This window comes from Tardiphaga sp., from assembly GCF_028290785.1.
GTDB lineage: Bacteria > Pseudomonadota > Alphaproteobacteria > Rhizobiales > Xanthobacteraceae > Tardiphaga.
Genome location: NZ_JAQGJD010000149.1, coordinates 1 through 18,352 on the forward strand (window position 1 = coordinate 1; position 18,352 = coordinate 18,352).

An 18,352-nucleotide genomic window follows, 5' to 3' on the forward strand; every position below is an offset into this window, starting at 1 on the left:
CGCCGCGGCACACGCCTTCGCGCTGCTGGATGTCGCGACCGCTCTGGCGAAGCTGGCCATCGACGACAACTACATCCGTCCGGAAGTCGACAATTCGCTGGGCTTCGCCATCGAGGGCGGCCGCCATCCCGTGGTCGAGCAGGCGCTGCGCCGCGACGGCCAGCCGTTCATTGCCAATGCCTGCGACCTGTCGCCGGGGCCGGGACAGAAGTCGGGCCAGATCTGGCTGATCACCGGCCCGAACATGGCGGGCAAATCGACCTTCCTGCGCCAGAACGCGCTGATCGCGCTGCTGGCGCAGATCGGCAGCTTTGTGCCGGCCAACCGCGCCCGCATCGGGATCGTCGACCGGCTGTTCTCCCGCGTCGGCGCCGCCGACGATCTGGCGCGCGGGCGCTCCACCTTCATGGTGGAGATGGTCGAGACCGCGGTGATCCTCAACCAGGCCTCCGAGCGCGCCCTCGTCATCCTCGACGAGATCGGCAGGGGCACCGCGACCTTCGACGGGTTGTCGATCGCCTGGGCGGCGATCGAGCATCTGCACGAATCAAACCGCTGCCGCTCGCTGTTCGCGACGCATTATCACGAACTCACCGCGCTCTCCGCCAAGCTGCCGCGGCTGTTCAAAGCCACGGTACGCGTCAAGGAGTGGCACGGCGACGTGGTGTTCCTGCACGAGGTGCTGCCGGGCTCGGCAGATCGCTCCTACGGCATTCAGGTTGCAAAACTCGCAGGGCTGCCCGCCGCGGTAATCGCGCGCGCCAAGTCGGTGCTGGCGAAGCTGGAAGCGCAGGACCGCGGCCAGACCACCAAGGCCCTGATGGACGACCTGCCGCTGTTCGCCGTCACCGCCCGCGCCACCGCCGAGCCGGCGATTCCCACCGAAGCCGAAGCGCTGATCGCGGCGCTGGCCGCGATCCATCCCGACGAGATGTCGCCGCGCGAGGCGCTGGAGGCGTTGTATGCGCTGAAGGCGAAGCTGCCGAAGGCCTGAACGACTTCACTTTGGGGTGCTTCAATGATGCCAACAGCCTCCCTGCCCGCCGCGGCCAGCCCCGAGTACCTCACGGCCGCGCTGCGTAACGCCGGTGCCCTTGGCGCTGGCCGGGTGAGCGACGTGACGGTGATGAGCTCGCGCGACATGTTGGTATCGCACATCATGCGGCTCGGCCTCAGCTATGACGGAGATGCCGCCGGCGCGCCGCAATCGCTGATCCTGAAAACGGCGCTCGCCGCTTTCGCCGGCACCCTGCGCCATGCCGGGCGCCACGAAATCGCGTTCTACACCGAGGTCGCGCCGTTGATGCCGGGTGACCTGACGCCGCGCTGCTTCGAGGGACATAGCGATCCCGACAGCGGCAACTGGCACCTGCTACTCGAAGACCTGACAGAGACGCACCGTGTGGCGACGGTCTGGCCGCTGCCACCCACCGCCAGACAATGCGAGTCCATCGTCCGGGCGCTGGCGCGGGCACATGCCGCGTGGTGGGATGATCCGCGGCTGGGGCAATCCATTGGGACCTGGCTGGAGCCGGAAGCCACGCGCGCGACGATGCGGCAATTCGCAGAACATTATACGCGTTTCGCCGAGCAGATGGGCGACCGGCTGCCGGCCGAGCGTCGCGAGTTGTACGAGCGATACATTGAGGCCGGCCCCCGGCTTCTGCAGCGCTATCATTCACGGCGCGACGTCACCATCGCGCACGGCGACGCCCATGTCTGGAACTTCATGCTGCCGCAGGCTCCCGACCGGGACGACGTGCGGCTGTTCGACTGCGACCAATGGCGCATCAATATCGGCGCCTACGACCTCGCTTACATGATGGCCCTGCAGTGGTATCCTGATCGCCGGCGCCTGCTCGAGCGGCCGTTGCTTGACTGTTACCACGCGACGCTGCTCGACCACGGCGTACGCGGCTACAGCCGCAGAGCGCTCGACGATGACTACCGCCGCGGGGTGCTGTGGCACATCAGCAAACCGGTCTGGCAGCACGCCATCGGGCTGCCACCGCTGGTCTGGTGGAACAATCTCGAGCGCATCTTTCTCGCTGTCGACGATCTGCGGTGCCGCGGCCTGCTTGACTGATCGGGCGCATCAAGGCGAGGCGAAACGCGCCACGCTGGACGCGAACTGCCGAAGTGAGACCAGTAACGCCCTCATCCTGAGGAGCGCGCTCTCGCGCGCGTCTCGAAGGATGAGGGTCCCTTCAACGCCGCGCCACGCGCCATCGTCCCCACGCCCACAGCCCCAAATTCCACGCCACACAGGTCGCCAGCGCCAAGGTGAGCGCCGTCGCCGAGCCGAGGCCCGTCGCGGTCAGATGCAGCACCACGATCGACAGGCCGAAGCCCATCAGGCCCCAGCCGCTGTTGGCAATCACCGCGGCGGTGGCGGGGCCGCCGATGCGCGGATGCAGCACCAGCATCAGGCTGGTCAAGACCACCGGGTACAGCGCGAGAATGCCGCTGCCGGCCGGTCCGATGGTGGAGGACACCGTCACCACCGTGGCCACCAGCGACGCCACCAGACCGGCGCGCAGCGGGATGTCGTACCAGCGCCGGACAATCAGCGGCATCTTCACATGACGAAACCGCCTCATCAGCGGCAGGCAGATCGCAAACGCCAGCGCATTGGCCATCAGCCCGCCAACCAGCGACCATTCGATCGACCGCACGATGGCCGCAAGGCCGAACCACACCGCCACCGCCGCTGCCAGGCTGACGACCATGCTGCAGCGCTGCGCCAGCCGCACATAAGTGAGACTCAGAAACATCGTGGCGGCGTTGATCGGCAGGCTGACCAGCGCGCCCTGCGCGATGAAGGCGGCATCGTGGTCGAGCGCGAGGAACACGTAGGACGGGCCGGCGGAAATCGGCAGCGTCGCCACCAGCGCGCCGATCACCGGGCCGGAGCGCTCGGTGATGATCGAGGCCGACACCACGAAGGCCGCGGTAACCGCCATGCGCAGCAGCAGCGTCAGGGCAAAGGCAAGTTCGGGGGACATTGGGATCGCGACACTTTCCGGCGTTCGCCCGGGAAGCGGACAGCCGCCGTGCTTACACCCGAAAAACCTTCACAATTCTAGCCCCTTACGGGATTTGATCACCATGGCCGGCAGCCACCCCCCATAATGCCCGTGACAGCGCCCGCGGCGTCCGATATCCGGGATGGTCATGGACAGCATTGCGACACAGACCCGCGCCGTGGCCGAAACCCGTTTCGATACGCCAGGAATTACCAAAGCCATCGACGCGCTCGCCGCCGAGCATCGCGACCACCCCGACCTGTTCCGCACCGCCGTCGCCAAGCTGCTGAAGGCCGAACTGCTGAATGCGCGCATCGCCGCCGAAGCAGTGCTGCTCAAGGACCGCCATGGCCGGCGCTGCGCCGAGCAGCTCTGCCACGTGCAGGACGAGATCATCCGCATGCTGTTCTCCGCGGCGACGCGGCATCTGTATCATTCGCCGGTTCCGTCGAGCGGCGAACGCATGGCGGTGGTCTCCACCGGCGGCTATGGCCGCGGCCTGATGGCGCCGGAGTCCGACATCGATTTGTTGTTCATCCTGCCCTACAAGCAGACCGCCTGGGGCGAGCAGGTCGCCGAAGTCATCCTCTATTGCCTGTGGGACATGGGCCTCAAGGTCGGTCACGCCACCCGCTCGGTGGATGAATCGATCCGCCAGGCGCGCGGCGACATGACGATCCGTACCGCGATCCTGGAGACCCGCTTCCTGACCGGCGACCAGGCGCTGTACGACGAGCTGGTGACCCGGTTCGACCACGAGGTGGTGCAGGGTACCGCCGCCGAATTCGTCACCGCCAAACTCGCCGAGCGCGAGGAGCGCCACCGCCGCGGCGGCCAGTCGCGCTATCTCGTCGAGCCCAACGTCAAGGACGGCAAGGGCGGACTGCGCGACCTGCATACGCTGTTCTGGATCGCGAAATACGTCTACCGCGTCCGCGACACCAAGGAACTGGTGGCGCACGGCGTGTTCGATGCACAGGAATACCGCACCTTCAAGCGCTGCGAGGACTTCCTGTGGTCGGTGCGCTGCAACATCCACTTCGTCACCAACCGCCCGGAAGAGCGGTTGTCGTTCGACCTGCAGCGGGATATCGCGGTGCGCCTCGGCTACACCTCGCATCCCGGCATGCAGGACGTCGAGCGCTTCATGAAGCACTACTTCCTGATCGCCAAGGAGGTCGGCAACCTCACCGCGATCCTGTGCGCCAAGCTGGAAGACCAGCAGGCCAAGCCGGCGCAGGCGCTGACCCGGATGATGCTGAAGCTGCGCCCCGACATGAAGCGCCGGCGGGTGCCGGGCAGCGACGCCTTCATCATCGACAACAACCGCATCAACCTCGCCGCGCCGGACGTCTTCAAGGAAGACCCGGTCAACCTGATCCGGCTGTTTCGCCTCGCGCAGAAAAACAACCTCGCCTTCCATCCCGATGCGATGCGGATGGCGACGCGCTCGCTGCGGCTGATCAATGCCGAGATGCGCGAGAATGCCGAAGCCAACGCGCTGTTCATGGAGATCCTCACCTCGGACAATGCCGAGATCGTGCTGCGGCGCATGAACGAGACCGGCGTGCTCGGCCATTTCATCCGCTCGTTCGGCCGCATTGTCTCGATGATGCAGTTCAACATGTACCACCACTACACCGTGGACGAGCACCTGCTGCGCTGCGTCGGAATCCTGCAGGAGATCGAGCGCGGCGGCAATGACGAGTTCATCGTCGCCTCCGACCTGATGCGCAAGATCCAGCCGGAGCACCGCGCGGTGATCTACATCACCGTGCTGCTGCACGACATCGCCAAGGGCCAGCCCGAGGATCATTCGATCGCCGGCGCCAAGGTGGCACGAAGGCTGTGCCCGCGGCTCGGCTTCAACGCCGCCGATACCGAACTGATCGCCTGGCTGATCGAGGAACACCTCACCATGTCCACGGTCGCGCAATCGCGCGACCTGTCGGACGCCAAGACCATCGAGAACTTTGCCGCCGTGGTGCAGTCGGTCGAGCAGATGAAGCTCCTGACCATCCTGACCACCGCCGATATCCGCGGCGTCGGCCCCGGCGTCTGGAACGGCTGGAAGGCGCAACTCCTGCGCACGCTGTATTACGAGACCGAGCCGGTGCTGACCGGCGGCTTCTCCGAGGTCAACCGCGCCCAGCGCATCGCGGTGGCGCAGGCCGAATTCCGCCACAACTTCACCGAATGGCCGGAGGCCGAACTCAACACCTACATCGCGCGGCACTATCCGGCCTACTGGCTCAAGGTCGAGCTGTCGCGAAAGATCCGCCACGCCCGCTTCCTGCGCGCCTCCGAGGAAGCCGGCCACAAGCTGGCGATCAATGTCGGCTTCGACGAAGCGCGCGGCGTCACCGAACTGACCATCCTCGCCGTCGATCATCCCTGGCTGCTGTCGATCATCGCCGGCGCCTGCGCCTCGGCCGGCGCCAACATCGTCGATGCGCAGATCTACACCACAACGGACGGCCGCGCGCTGGACACCATCGCGATCTCCAGGGAATACGACCGCGACGACGACGAGGCGCGCCGCGCCACGCGGATCGGCGACATGATCGAGGACGTGCTGGAAGGCAAATTGCGGCTGCCGGAAACCGTCGCCAAGCGCGCTGCCAACAAGGGCAAGCTGCGACCGTTCGTGGTCGAGCCGGAAGTGACGCTGAACAACAACTGGTCGGACCGCTACACGGTGATCGAGGTCTCCGGCCTCGACCGTCCCGGCCTTTTGTACCAGCTCACCACGGCGATCTCGAAGCTCAACCTCAACATCGCCTCGGCCCATGTGGCGACCTTCGGCGAACGCGCCCGCGACGTGTTCTACGTCACGGACCTGCTTGGCGCGCAGATCAACGCGCCGACGCGGCAGGCCGCGATCAAGCGCGCCCTGATCCACCTGCTGGCCCACGGCGACGCCGCGGAGAAGCCGGCGGCTTAAACTCCGCCCTCATGGTGAGGAGCGCGCCCTTGCGCGCGTCTCGAACCATGAGTGTGTCGCGCATCCTTCGAGACGCGGTCGAAGACGACCGCTTTTCAGGATGAGGACGGAGTAGGTGGGAGCCGCATCAAACTCGATAGTAGTCCCTCATGGTGAGGAGCGCGCATCGCGCGCGTCTCGAACCAAGAGGCCGAGGTGCAACAGCGCTAGCGACACATCCTTTGAGACGGCGCTAGAGAAGTGCCTCAGGACGAAGACTCGGCTTGTGGCGACCTTGAAGGGTGAAGTGTCTTGCGTTTTGCCAGGCACTTTAGCAAAGCGAAGTCGCCGCTGATCAGCGCCTGCTTCTTTGCCCGGCTCCAACGCTTGAGCTTGCGTTCATTTTCGATGGCATCCGTGATGCGTTCGAACCATTGAGAATACACGAGCACGACGGGCCTTCGGATCGATGTGTAACCGCCAAAAGACCCCGCATTGTGCTGGGCAACTCTAAATTCGAGTTCGCCCCGGGTTGTGCCGACGTAAAAGCTCCCATCAGCGCATCGCACGATGTAAAGATAAGCTCCCTCCAGCATGGCGCGGCTCCTCTATAGAAGTCGAAATACCATGATCAAGCATGCAACGACCGTGGCTTCTGTCAAGCCGCATGTCGCCATCCTTCGAGACGCGGTCGAAGACGACCGCTCCTCAGGATGAGGGCGGAGCACACCCCCTACTTCGCCGCCACCATCTCCTCGGCGTCCAGTGCCAGCCGCAACATCCTCGCAAGATCCGCGCGGCGGTACGGCTTGGTCAGCAAGCGGATGCCGGCGTCCAGGCGACCGCCATGGACGATGGCGTTTTCGGTGTAGCCGGAGGTGTACAGCACCTTCAGCGCGGGGCGCAGCTTGCGGATCTCGTCGGACAACTGCCGGCCATTCATGCCGGCGCCGAGCACCACATCGGTGAACAACAGGTCGAAACGCAGCCCCTGCCCGACCAGCGCCAGCGCTTCCGCCGCATTGGCGGCGGTGTGCACGGTGTAGCCGAGGCTGGCGAGGTTGCTGATGACATGGTTGCGCACCAATTCGTCGTCCTCCACCGCGAGCACGACTTCGTGGCCGCCGACGACCGCCGGCGGCTCCGCGATCGCCGGCGCCTCGCCGGAGGCTTCGGTGCGCGGCAGGTAGATCTTGATCGTGGTGCCGTAGCCTTCCTCGCTGTAGATCTTGATATGGCCACCGGACTGCTTGACGAAGCCGTACACCATGCTGAGGCCGAGCCCGGTGCCCTTGCCGAGAGCCTTGGTGGTGAAGAACGGCTCGAACACGCGGTCGCGAATGGCGGCCGGAATGCCGATCCCGGTATCGCTCACCGCGATCATCGCATAGGGCCCCGGGACCACCTCGGCATGATGCCCGGCATAGGCCTCGTCGAGCACCACGTTCGCCGTTTCCAGCGTCAGCTTGCCGCCCCCCGGCATCGCGTCGCGGGCGTTGACCGCGAGGTTGAGCAGCGCACTGGAGAGTTGCGCCGGATCCGCCAGCGCCGGCCACGGCTCGGCGGTCAGCCGGGTTTCGATCTCGACCCGCTCACCCAGTGTCGGGCGCAACAACCGCGTGGCATCGTGCACCATGGCGTTGACGTCGATCTGCCGCGGCTGCAGCGGCTGCTTGCGCGCGAACGACAGCAACTGGTGCGTCAGGTCGGCGCCGCGATCGACGGCGGCATCGATCATCTTCGCCACCACCGCGAGGTCGGGCCGGTCCTTGACGCCATCGGCGATGATCTCGACGCCGCCGGTGATCACCGTGAGGATGTTGTTGAAGTCGTGGGCGATGCCGCCGGTGAGCTGACCAACCGCATCCATCTTCTGCGCCTGCTGCAACTGCCGCTCCGTCTCCTTGAAGTCGGTGAGATCGCGGTAGACGATGACCGCGCCTTCCATCTGGCCGTAATCGCCGGACAGGATCCGGCCGCTGGCCGCCAGCTCCGTCAGTCGCTTGTCGCCGGGGCGGTAAAAACACATTTCGACGTTGTCGAAACTTTCGCCGCGCAGGACGCGGCCCATCGGCGTTTCATCGGCCGGCATCGGCGTCGCGCGGTCTGGCAGGAAGCGCTTGAAATGCCGGCGCCACTGCACCACGCCGAGCTGCGGATCGAGGCCGAAAATCGCCTTGCAGACCGAATTGGCGAACACCGTGTTGCCCTCGGCATCGACGATCAGGAAGCCGTCGGCCATGCTCTCGATGGTCTTGTCAAACACTTCCGACTTGTCGCGCAGCGCATCGGCCTTCGCGGTGATATCGGCCGCCATGCGCGCGAACGCCGCGGCGAGGATGCCGATGTCGCCGCCGAGGTCGGTGGGCAGCCGGATCGGTTCGCCGCGGCCGAACCGATCGACCGACGCCGTGATCTGCCGCAACGGCCGGGTCAGCGACCGCGACAGCACCACCGCCAGCAGCATCGCGACGCCGATCGCCCCCAGCGCAGCGAGGGTATCGGAGCGGCGCAGGCCGGCGGCCGGCGCCATGATCGCGGCGTAGGACTGGGTCTCGATGACGCCGAGGCGCAGGCCTTCGGCCACCCGCGCCGTCACCAGCGCCGCCGCCATCCGCGCGTCGCCCTGGCCGACCACGGCCGAACCGCGGTCGCCCTGGCCGACCGCCTGCGCCAATTCGGGGAAATCGTCCTGCCAGCGATGCGGCGTGCCCCGGTCGAAGCCGAACGCGCGGCCGGCATCCGGATGCAGCAGGAAATCGCCGTGGGCGTTGACCACGTAGATCTGCGCGTTGTCGTCCATCGCGGCCGCGATGCCGGCGAAGATCGGCCGGATATCGAGGTCGGCGACGACGATGCCGAACGCCCGGCCGGCCGGATCCTGCACCACGGTGGCGAAGCGCAACACCGGTAGTTCCGGCACCTCCGGCATTTCCGGCACGCCGGATTCGCGGTTGGGTTCGATCGGCGAGATGTAGACCTCGCCGGGCCGCAGCGCGATCGCTTCGCGGAAATAGCGGCGGTCGCCGCGCGGCTGCAATTCACCAGGCAGCGCGACGCGGAGCGTATCGGCTGGCCCGGAGCGATCGACGCGAATGATCTCGCGGCCGCCATCGGCAATGCCGATCAGGCGCAGCTGCTGGATCGCCGGCTTGGCGCGCAACTGGCCGAGATAGATGCCTTCGAGGCGCTCGCGCCACTTCGCCTCGGTGGCGCTTTCCAGCGCATCGAAGCCGCCGCCCTGCACCGCGCGCAGCAGCCCGTCATTGGCGGGGAGCGCGCGCAAGGCGAGGATGTCGCCGCGCACGCCGCCCAGATAGATGTCGAGAATGCCGAGCCGGGCGCGCGCCTGGGTCGACAGCCGCGCCAGGCTGTCGGGCACCACGGTGGATTCGACGCTGTGATAGCCGAGCACGCCGGCCGTCGCGGTGACCAGCACCAGCGTCAGCATCGCAAGCATCAGGCGGGTCGAGAAGGTCATGGCGGAATCCGCGGATCCTCGGCGACGGCGCAGCGTCGGCTGGCATCAACGGCGCTGCCGGGCGATTCGACAAGACGAATCGGCGGGCCGCAGCCACGGCGGCGCGCGTTAGGTATCCGCCTACGCGCGCGCTCGCGCGCATCGCCCGGTACATGCTATTCTCACGCGGGGGTGCCGCGGTCGGCGCTGCAGGGGGATACCGTCATGAATCTGGTCGGCAACGTTCTGGTGGCGCTGGTCGCCGCGCTGCACATCTATTTCCTGGTGCTGGAGATGTTTCTCTGGACGAAGCCCTACGGGCTGAAGACCTTTGGCAACACGCTGGCCAAGGCGCAGGATTCCGCGGTGCTCGCCGCCAACCAGGGGCTCTATAACGGCTTCCTCGCGGCCGGCCTGATCTGGGGCCTGCTGCATCCGTCGCCGCAGGTTGCGGTGCAGCTCAAGGTGTTCTTCCTGCTCTGCGTGATCGTCGCCGGGCTGTACGGTGCCTACAGCGTCAGCCGCAAGATCCTGTTCGTGCAGGCGGCACCCGCCGCGCTGGCGCTGCTGGTGGTGGCGCTGGGGTAGGTCTTTTTCCTTCCTTCTCCCCTTGTGGGAGAAGGTGGCACCGACGTAGTCGGCGTCGGATGAGGGGTAGCTGCAGAGCGCTACACCACCCCTCACCCGTCCGCGCTGGCGCGCGGCCACCCTCTCCCACAAGGGGAGAGGGAAGAAAGGAAGGCGCCGGCGCTTCACTGCTCTCATTCCCTCTCCTTGCCTTCCAAAAATACCTGCGTCACACTCCGGCCAACGATGGCGCCAGCAATGGAATGACCGTCGGCGCATATCAGGGAAGGCAACTACATGAGAGCCTCGCATCTCCATTGCTTCGCCGCGTCTATACTCAGCCTCACGCTGCTGGCCGGCCCCGCTTCCGCCCAGAAGAAATACGACCCCGGCGCCACGGACACGGAGATCAAGATCGGGCAGACCGTGCCGTTCTCCGGCCCGGCTTCCGCCTATGCCACCATCGGCAAGGCGCAGCTCGCTTATTTCAAGATGATCAACGAGCAGGGCGGCATCAACGGCCGCAAGATCAACCTCATTCAATATGACGACGCCTATTCGCCGCCCAAGGCGGTGGAGCAGGTCCGCAAGCTGGTCGAGTCCGACGAGGTGCTGCTGACGTTCCAGATCATCGGCACGCCGTCCAACGCCGCGGTGCAGAAATATCTCAACCAGAAGCAGGTGCCGCAACTGTTCGCCGCCACCGGCGCGTCGCGCTTCACCGACCCGAAGAACTTTCCGTGGACCATGGGCTACAACCCGAACTACCAGACCGAGGGCCGCATCTACGCCAAATACATTCTGAAGAACCATCCCGACGCCAAGATCGCCATCCTGTGGCAGAACGACGACCTCGGCCGCGACTACCTGGCCGGCATCAAGTCCGGGCTCGGCGACAAGGTCTCGATGATCGTCTCGGAGGCGTCCTACGAGCTCGCCGACCCGACCATCGACTCGCAGATCGTCAAGCTGAAGACCTCCGGCGCCGACGTGCTGTTCAATGCCTCGACGCCGAAGTTCGCGGCGCAGGCGATCAAGAAGGTCGCCGACCTCGGCTGGAGACCGGTGCACATCCTCGACATCAACGCCATCTCGGTGGGCGCGGTGCTCGCCCCCGCCGGGCTGGAGAATTCCAAGGGCCTGATCACGGTGAACTACGGCAAGGACCCGCTCGACCCGCAATGGAAGGACGACCCCGGCATGAAGCGCTTCTTCGCCTTCATGGAAAAGTACTATCCGGAGGGCGACAGGAATTCGAGCTTCAACACCTACGGCTACAGCAACGCCGCGCTGCTCGCCGAAGTGCTGAAACGCTGCGGCGACGACCTCACCCGCGCCAATGTGATGAAGCAGGCGACCTCATTGTCCGGCCTGACCAGCGACATCGGCCTGCCCGGCATGAGCATCACCACCACGCCGACGGATTATCGCGTCAACAAGCAGTTGCAGATGCAGAAGTTCGACGGGGAGCGCTGGGTGCTGTTCGGGCCGATACTGGAGGATGATGTGGGGGGATGAGGAAGGAGCTCCTAATTTTTGGACGGCTACCGCCTCTAAAATACTGAAATAGTCCCCAGACGACAAATCAACTCACGTACTAATGGCTCTGGGAATTATCAATTTTATAAGATACCGACCCCTCAGCGCGCTGCCTATTGACACTCTTCCAAGCCCATTTAGGGATTGGTGGCGCGTCCTTATTAATCTCATTCAACCGACGACGATAGATAAGGGCCGTTTGGACCGCTTTTTCGCAGAGGGATGCATCCGGGTACTCTGTGTCCCAATTCTTACAGTCTCTCCATAGACCGCTGAGATTCTCTGCCGTCGTACGATGGCGTACAGCCAGATCACTTAGATTTAAGAAAGCTCCGACCCCAGTTAGCATGCTGACAATCAAGCTTAGAAAAACTGGAGCTTTTTCAAATGAAAAGATAACTTTGGTATCAGCAGCTAACATCCATGTAAGAGCTATGGAAAGGATTGTCGCAGGAACACCGATCATCCATCGGTTTCGGCTACCATATACATCTGCTGAATGCCAATGGGCTAATTTCGAAGTTTCAGTGTCTTCTAGATGCCGCGATACTTCCCTGCGGACTATCTCAAAATGAATGTCGTCAAAAGGCACCGTACTCTCCAGCTTAATTCAGGATCGCAATCAAATCCTCAGTTGTTTTCTTGTACCGCGTCGCGTTGCTCTCGGAGACAAAAATTGTCTCATCCCATTCAGCCATCACGCCTAGTGTGTACAAATCGACAACAGCAGCGCGGGCATCGTCAGAACCCACATTAGACATCACCAAAGTAAGGGCGGATATTGTATCGTTGTACGAAATGCTGCGCTTTTCAAGCCAGCCGAACATGCGATCTCTCGCAGCTATCCAAAACATGACCGTTGCTTGCCGAAAGTATCCAGCTTCGATCAAGCTGACGCCAGCTTCATAAAACTGCTGAGATTTGATAAACTTCGATTGGAACTCAAAATTCGACGCCATGAGCCCTTACGTTAGCTAAGAATTGAGACGCAGGTTTAAGATAGTTAGCCTCACTCGTCGGGAAGCAGCAGAAGAGACGACCGGACGCGGCAGTTTGCTTAGCTACTGCTGGAGAGATTAGCTTGATAAACTGGAACGGATCCGTCGAATCATGCAATACTATAACGATATCTACGTCTAAAGCGCTTTTTTCGGTTGCTGCCGAACCAAACAAGACGAAGGCAAGCGGCTGCGTTTCGCTTAGCGCGATGATTTCCCGCTTCAAAGCTTGTAACGTTCTCTCTAGAGACGGCGGCATAATTCACAGGCAATAATTTTCAGGAGCATTTTGAGTGTCGGGCGGCAAGGTACCACTCACTGTGGTCGATTGCCAATTGGCATTACGGCTCGACAACCTGTTTCCTTAACTGCTGCCCATTTCAGACCACGCGTAGGGCCAATCATCGGGGATGATTAAAGAGCGATAAAGGCCGTTTTGCACCACGCTAGCATCCCTTCGATGCCGAAACGTCCACAACGATCCGCCCCCGGCGATCTTGGGCCACGGGCCCGCGTATTTTTTGAAGCTACGAGAGCGAAAACACAACGTCGGACACCTGCTGCTATTTCTAGCGTTTCTTCAGCTTTCTGCACCTGCTCCGTAAAATACGGCGATCTGCGCAGAGAAATTTCCCTGCAAGGAAAAAAGAAATGACCCTAGACGTGAATGTTATCACAAAGATCCGAAACGAACTCTCCCGGATGGAGGAAGACTGCACTCATTCAGGAAAGGCCCACTTCAATGCTAACATGCGCTGGACGAGGTGGAACTATGTTTTTGGCGTCCCTTCTATAGTCCTGAGCGCAGCAGCGGGCACGGCCTTTTTTAAAGATTATGCCAGCGCAGCCGGCATGATGGCGACTTGCGTTACCGTACTAACCGCATTGATGACTTTCCTAAAGCCGTCGGAACGGGCTTCCGAGCATAAAAACTCCGGGGATCAGTACCTCTCACTACGGAACGACGCTCGAGTTTTTCGAGAGATTGAGATTGAATTGATCGTGGAAGAACCTGCTGCAGTCGCTGGCATGAATAGCCTAACCACTAGACGAAATGAATTGAACCAAGCCAGCCCGCAATTTTCAGCGTCTGACTTCCAGAGAGCAAAAGCTGGCGTCGACGCCGGCGAGGCACTTCACGCCGTTGATAGGATGCTTTCATGACCGTCCTTAGTTATCTTACAAAGAGAGCAGCTCAAGCGGTCCTTTCGAGCGACGAGAGCGATACCATCAAAACTTCGATTTTGACTCTTTCAAAAAGATTGGATTCTTATTTTCAAACAACGGGAGATGGACTCTCCAAACATTTTCGCTTTGGGTCTTCGACGCGCGGCACAATCTTACCGCGATCAATGGATGCCCATTCAGACATTGACTACATGATCGTATTTGAAAAAAGCGGATTTACTCCGCAGACGTACTTAGATCGCTTTAAGCGATTTGTTGAGCAGAAGTATGCGACCTCTGAACTTTACCAATCAAACCCGACAATCGTACTTGAATTAAATCACATAAAATTTGACTTGGTCCCGGCTTTGGCGGGGTTTGGCTCTACTTATAATATCCCGGATGGATCGCAATCTTGGCGATCTACCAATCCTAACGACTTTAATTCTAGCTTGGAACAAGCAAACAAAAATAGCTCATTTTTATTGAAGCCGGCGATTAGGCTCGCAAAAGTTTGGAACGCAGAGAACGGTTATGTTTTGGATTCTTATAGTTTTGAAAAATGGATAAAGGATCGGACTTTTTTATTTGCGACGGATCTAACAGATTTCGTGTTTTCGATTTTCAGCGGTTTGTCCGAGAATTATGAGGCACAGTGGAGAAACGACAAGATCAAACGAGCAAAGGAAATCGTTTCGAATGTCAGAACCTATGAGAAACAGAATTTACCTTCGACAGCGGAAGCAGAGGTAAAAAAGCTTATTAAAGAGTAAGCGCTCATTTTTCCGTGTTGACAGAGAGGTTCTTTTGACTATATTCCTCTCCATCCCGTTCGCGAGGGGCGCTTCTAGAGGCGTTCTGGGAGTGGAGCGGGATGCGGCGCCTGCGGACGTGGCTCGCACCCACGGACTCGGGAGGTCGGGGGTCACCGTCCGTGCCCACTACGGGGCGCTGCTCTAAGTGAGCTGCACGGATGCGGGTAAAGCGGGCGAAAGCCTGCTGAATGGCGCCTTGACCCGTCCGTGATGGGCCGAGGAAGTCTCCTGCAAACGGAAGCACGGTCCCCCGAACAGAAAAGCCGCGATGGCGCGCCGAAAGGCGACGCGAGCCGGGGTCCGCCGTCGCAAGCGGGGGCCGGCGCGCGATAACTACTCAAGTTGCGCCTTTCGGCGCGTCATTCCCCTCGTGGTGCGAGGGGCACCCCGGCAGGAACGCTTTGCGCTTTGGCGCGATGTCGACGGCGCGTGGGCTCAGCCTTAAGCCGAGGACTTCGACAATTCCGGGTAACTTCTGCTCCGTGGCCTGAAGGCCGACCATGTCCATCGCAATAGGTCGCGCTCCAGGAATCGGCTGGTAAGCGCAGCCACCAGAATGCAGGCGAAAACCGTCACCGGAACATTGCCGAGCGTTGTCCATTCATCCTGCAGGCCAATGAACGTGTAGACGGATTTCAGGATGTAGATCACCGCCAGATGTTCAAGGTAGAGTGTGTAGGAGATATCGCCGAGATAACGCAGCGCCCATGGCGCCGAAATATCGATCGTCTTGCTGGCGACCGAAATGGCCGCGATCATGATGGCATAACCCAGCGCGACGCCGAGCGCGCTGGGCACCATCGGACTCAACGTATTCCATAGCGCGAAAGCAACCGACCCGAGCGCGAGCGCCGAGCACAGCTGCTCGCTCCTGATGCGAACGGATGATTGATAGATCAGCGCTGCGACTCCACCTGCGACGAACTCCCATATAACCGGGTTGGTCGCGAGCTTCAGGTAATTGAGCGGATAATCGGTCGTCGCGTAGGATTGGAAAACGTCAGTCAAAGAGGCATGATAGATCAGCGGCAGGATGATCAACGTAACGCCCCACCATGCGGCGAGAAACGTCCAGCGCCAGCTGGCAAACAGCAGCGACGTCGCAAACACCGCATAGAAGTAAATCTCGAAACCGAGCGTCCAGCCCTGCACAATGATCTGCGAGCCGTAGATGCTATCGTAGCTCGCGGGCACGAACAGGACCGATTTCACGAGCCGCGTACGCGTGTCGTCATCGAGGATCAGACCCCACCCGAATGTCAGGAGTCCGACGACGATGGTCAGCGCAACGTAAGCGGGCCAGATACGACGAAGGCGCTTGATGGCAAAGCCTGCGGCGGATCGCACGCCGCCGGGATCGTCCCGTGTCGTATGGACGATGATGAAGCCGCTGATCACGAAAAACAGATCCACCCCAGCGCCGAGCCGGTTGAGGATATCGATCACCGCCTCATAGGATGGGCCAGCCAAATTGAGGTTGCAATGGCAGATGACGACACTAACGGCAGCAATCCCACGAAGCGCTTGTAGCCAGCCAAGTCTTTCGCTTGCATCCGCCACTTCGAGCACTTTCGTCGCCACAACTTGCGGAGCCAGCCTGTCGCCGGAGACTGTCTTCGCCGGAAGCGTTACGCGACGATCATTAATATTTCTTGAACCTAAGGTTGCGTTTACGCTTTGGTTGCATTTACGCTTTCTTGCGGTCACATCGCGATGACGAACGCCGCCAATCCGACCAGCACCGCGATGCCGACCAGCATCAGTATCAAGAACAGTTTGCCCATCCCAGACAACGAGCGCAGCCGCACAAGGTTGCAGGCGCGAGACACTCATACTTGTCCCGGACGCGGTGCAGCGCCCTTGCGCTGCTCCGCAGATCCGGGACCGTCGCGAACGCCGCGTTTCATGGCGGCCCCGGCTCTGCGAAGCAACACTGCCGAGCGATGATTCGCATCGCCAGGTCGCATCGCGTTCGGGGCAAGTGAGAGAGAATCCCTTGCGGCCCGCCTCGCAAAACACCCTTCCCTTTCCATCCCGTTAACCGGCGCTTAACGGCGCTTTAAACCGGGAACGCTAGGTTCGCGCATCAGCGGGCGCAGGTGTCGGATGGCGAAGAAAAAGAGCGGACGCAAGGAGCCGGTGTTCGGGCTGCCGTCGTCGCTGTCCGAGCTGCGGATGACGCCGCAGGACCGCGTTTCTGTAGCCGACGACGCGCCGAAAAAGGCGCCGAAGCGCGAACCTTCCGAACGGCCGCGCAAGCCGCGCAGCAGCAGCAAGGCGCGCAAAGGCGGGTTCCGCGCCGGCATCAGGAAGATGTTCTACTGGACCGCGGTGCTCGGCCTGTGGGGCGCGATCGCGGTCGCCGGCGTCGTGGTCTATGTCGGCGCGCACCTGCCGCCGATCCAGTCGCTGGAAATTCCCAAGCGACCGCCGACCATCCAGATTGTCGGCATGGACGGCAGCGTGCTGACCACGCGGGGTGAACAGGCCGGCACCAATGTGGCGCTGAAGGACCTGCCGCCGTATCTGCCGAACGCCTTCATCGCCATCGAGGACCGCCGGTTCTATTCGCATTACGGCGTCGATCCGCTCGGCATCGCGCGCGCCGCGGTGGCCAACGTGATGCATCGCGGCGTGTCGCAGGGCGGCTCGACGCTGACCCAGCAGCTCGCCAAGAACCTGTTCCTGTCGGAAGAGCGCACCATGAAGCGCAAGCTGCAGGAAGTGGAGCTGGCGTTCTGGCTGGAGCGCAAGCATTCCAAGCAGGAGATCCTGGAGCTGTATCTGAACCGGGTGTATTTCGGTTCCGGCGCCTATGGCATCGAGGCCGCCGCGCAAAAATATTTCGGCAAGTCGGCGAAGAACGTCACCGTGCCGGAAGCAGCGATGCTGGCGGGCCTGGTCAAATCGCCGTCGCGGCTGGCGCCGAACCGCAATCCGGAAGGCGCGGAGACCCGGGCGAAGATCGTGCTGGCGGCAATGGCCGACGCCAATTTCATCACGCCTGCGCAGGCCAAGGCCTCGATCGGCGCGCCGTCCTATAATGTGAAGCCGGTCGGCGCCGGCACCGTGAACTATGTCGCCGACTGGATCGGCGAGGTGCTCGACGACCTGATCGGCCAGGTCGATCAGAGCATCATCGTCGAGACCACCATCGATCCGAAGCTGCAGAGCGTGGCGGAAGCCGCGATCATCGACGAGCTCGCCGCCAAGAGCGTCAAGTTCAACGTCACCCAGGGCGCGCTGGTGGCGATGACGCCGGACGGCTCGGTGCGCGCGATGGTCGGCGGGCGGAACTATGCGGACAGCCAGTTCAACCGCGCGGTCACCGCCAAGCGGCAGCCGGGCTCGTCGTTCAAGCCGTTCGTCTATCTCACCGCGATCGAATCCGGCCTGACGCCGGAAACCATCCGGCAGGACGCGGCGCTCGACGTGAAGGGCTGGAAGCCGGAGAACTACACCCACGAATATTTTGGTGCCGTGACGCTGAAGCAGGCCCTCGCAATGTCGCTGAACACCGTCGCGGTGCGGCTCGGGCTCGAGGTCGGCCCGGCCAGCGTGGTGCGCACCGCGCACCGCCTGGGCATTGCGTCGAAGCTCGAGGCCAATGCCTCGATCGCGCTCGGCACCTCCGAAGTGTCGCTGACCGAGCTGGTCGGCGCCTATGTGCCGTTTTCCAATGGCGGGCTCGGCGTCACACCGCATGTGGTGACGCGGATCCGCACCGTGGAAGGCAAGAAGGTGATCTACAACCGCCCGGCGGATTCGCTGGGCACGGTGATCGACGGCCGCGCGGTGGCGATGATGAACACCATGATGCAGGAGACGCTGATCTCCGGCAGCGCCAAGAAGGCCGA

At 62.2% G+C, this 18,352-nt stretch carries 14 protein-coding genes and 1 pseudogene; 8 read left to right on the plus strand and 7 right to left on the minus strand.

Annotated elements, in window-relative coordinates; all coding sequences use genetic code 11:
- Positions 1–994: pseudogene (locus JWR89_RS08875) on the plus strand (DNA mismatch repair protein MutS); the annotation flags it as partial.
- Between the two features lie 27 nt (positions 995–1,021).
- On the plus strand, positions 1,022–2,086 hold the full coding sequence (locus JWR89_RS08880; RefSeq protein ID WP_299714535.1) for a phosphotransferase: 1,065 nt from the start codon (positions 1,022–1,024) through the stop codon (positions 2,084–2,086).
- Positions 2,087–2,207: 121 nt separating this feature from the next.
- Here the strand turns inward: JWR89_RS08880 and JWR89_RS08885 are convergent, their stop codons facing one another.
- On the minus strand, positions 2,208–3,005 hold the full coding sequence (locus JWR89_RS08885) for a hypothetical protein (RefSeq protein ID WP_299714496.1): 798 nt from the start codon (positions 3,003–3,005) through the stop codon (positions 2,208–2,210).
- Positions 3,006–3,174: 169 nt separating this feature from the next.
- Between JWR89_RS08885 and JWR89_RS08890 the strand changes: the two genes are divergently transcribed.
- A complete protein-coding gene (locus JWR89_RS08890; protein WP_299714499.1) occupies positions 3,175–5,970 on the plus strand; it encodes a [protein-PII] uridylyltransferase in 2,796 nt (931 codons plus the stop codon).
- 245 nt (positions 5,971–6,215) lie between these two features.
- Here JWR89_RS08890 and JWR89_RS08895 read toward each other — a convergent pair whose 3' ends face one another.
- On the minus strand, positions 6,216–6,545 hold the full coding sequence (locus JWR89_RS08895; RefSeq protein WP_299714502.1) for a GIY-YIG nuclease family protein: 330 nt from the start codon (positions 6,543–6,545) through the stop codon (positions 6,216–6,218).
- A 137-nt stretch (positions 6,546–6,682) separates the two neighbouring features.
- Complete coding sequence (locus JWR89_RS08900; RefSeq protein WP_299714505.1) at positions 6,683–9,430, minus strand: ATP-binding protein; 2,748 nt, start codon at positions 9,428–9,430, stop codon at positions 6,683–6,685.
- 204 nt (positions 9,431–9,634) lie between these two features.
- Between JWR89_RS08900 and JWR89_RS08905 the strand changes: the two genes are divergently transcribed.
- Together JWR89_RS08905 and JWR89_RS08910 are read left to right on the plus strand one after the other, a co-directional pair.
- The gene (locus JWR89_RS08905) at positions 9,635–9,997 is read left to right on the plus strand and encodes a DUF1304 domain-containing protein (RefSeq protein WP_299714508.1); all 363 of its coding nucleotides are present in this window, start codon (positions 9,635–9,637) and stop codon (positions 9,995–9,997) included.
- A gap of 276 nt (positions 9,998–10,273) precedes the next feature.
- Complete coding sequence (locus tag JWR89_RS08910) at positions 10,274–11,494, plus strand: ABC transporter substrate-binding protein (protein ID WP_299714511.1); 1,221 nt, start codon at positions 10,274–10,276, stop codon at positions 11,492–11,494.
- A gap of 79 nt (positions 11,495–11,573) precedes the next feature.
- On the opposite strand, the gene JWR89_RS08915 is transcribed toward JWR89_RS08910, so the two are convergent.
- On the minus strand, positions 11,574–12,107 hold the full coding sequence (locus tag JWR89_RS08915; protein ID WP_299714513.1) for an SLATT domain-containing protein: 534 nt from the start codon (positions 12,105–12,107) through the stop codon (positions 11,574–11,576).
- 13 nt (positions 12,108–12,120) lie between these two features.
- Positions 12,121–12,474 (minus strand): hypothetical protein, encoded by a 354-nt coding sequence (locus tag JWR89_RS08920; protein ID WP_299714516.1) that lies wholly within the window; start codon positions 12,472–12,474, stop codon positions 12,121–12,123.
- 690 nt (positions 12,475–13,164) lie between these two features.
- Here JWR89_RS08920 and JWR89_RS08925 point away from each other — a divergent pair.
- Both JWR89_RS08925 and JWR89_RS08930 read left to right on the plus strand, forming a co-directional pair.
- Complete coding sequence (locus tag JWR89_RS08925; RefSeq protein ID WP_299714519.1) at positions 13,165–13,677, plus strand: SLATT domain-containing protein; 513 nt, start codon at positions 13,165–13,167, stop codon at positions 13,675–13,677.
- Complete coding sequence (locus JWR89_RS08930) at positions 13,674–14,453, plus strand: nucleotidyltransferase (RefSeq protein ID WP_299714522.1); 780 nt, start codon at positions 13,674–13,676, stop codon at positions 14,451–14,453. Before JWR89_RS08925 ends, JWR89_RS08930 begins: the two co-directional genes overlap by 4 nt.
- 483 nt (positions 14,454–14,936) lie before the next feature.
- On the opposite strand, the gene JWR89_RS08935 is transcribed toward JWR89_RS08930, so the two are convergent.
- On the minus strand, positions 14,937–16,064 hold the full coding sequence (locus tag JWR89_RS08935; RefSeq protein WP_299714525.1) for an acyltransferase: 1,128 nt from the start codon (positions 16,062–16,064) through the stop codon (positions 14,937–14,939).
- A 134-nt stretch (positions 16,065–16,198) separates the two neighbouring features.
- Positions 16,199–16,324 carry a hypothetical protein gene (locus JWR89_RS08940; protein ID WP_299714528.1) on the minus strand — a complete coding sequence of 42 codons (126 nt, stop codon included), beginning with the start codon at positions 16,322–16,324 and terminating at the stop codon, positions 16,199–16,201.
- A 277-nt stretch (positions 16,325–16,601) separates the two neighbouring features.
- On the opposite strand from JWR89_RS08940, the gene JWR89_RS08945 reads away from it, so the two are divergent.
- Positions 16,602–18,352, plus strand: a 1,751-nt coding sequence (locus JWR89_RS08945; protein WP_299714532.1) for a transglycosylase domain-containing protein, incomplete at its 3' end; no start/stop codon positions are given.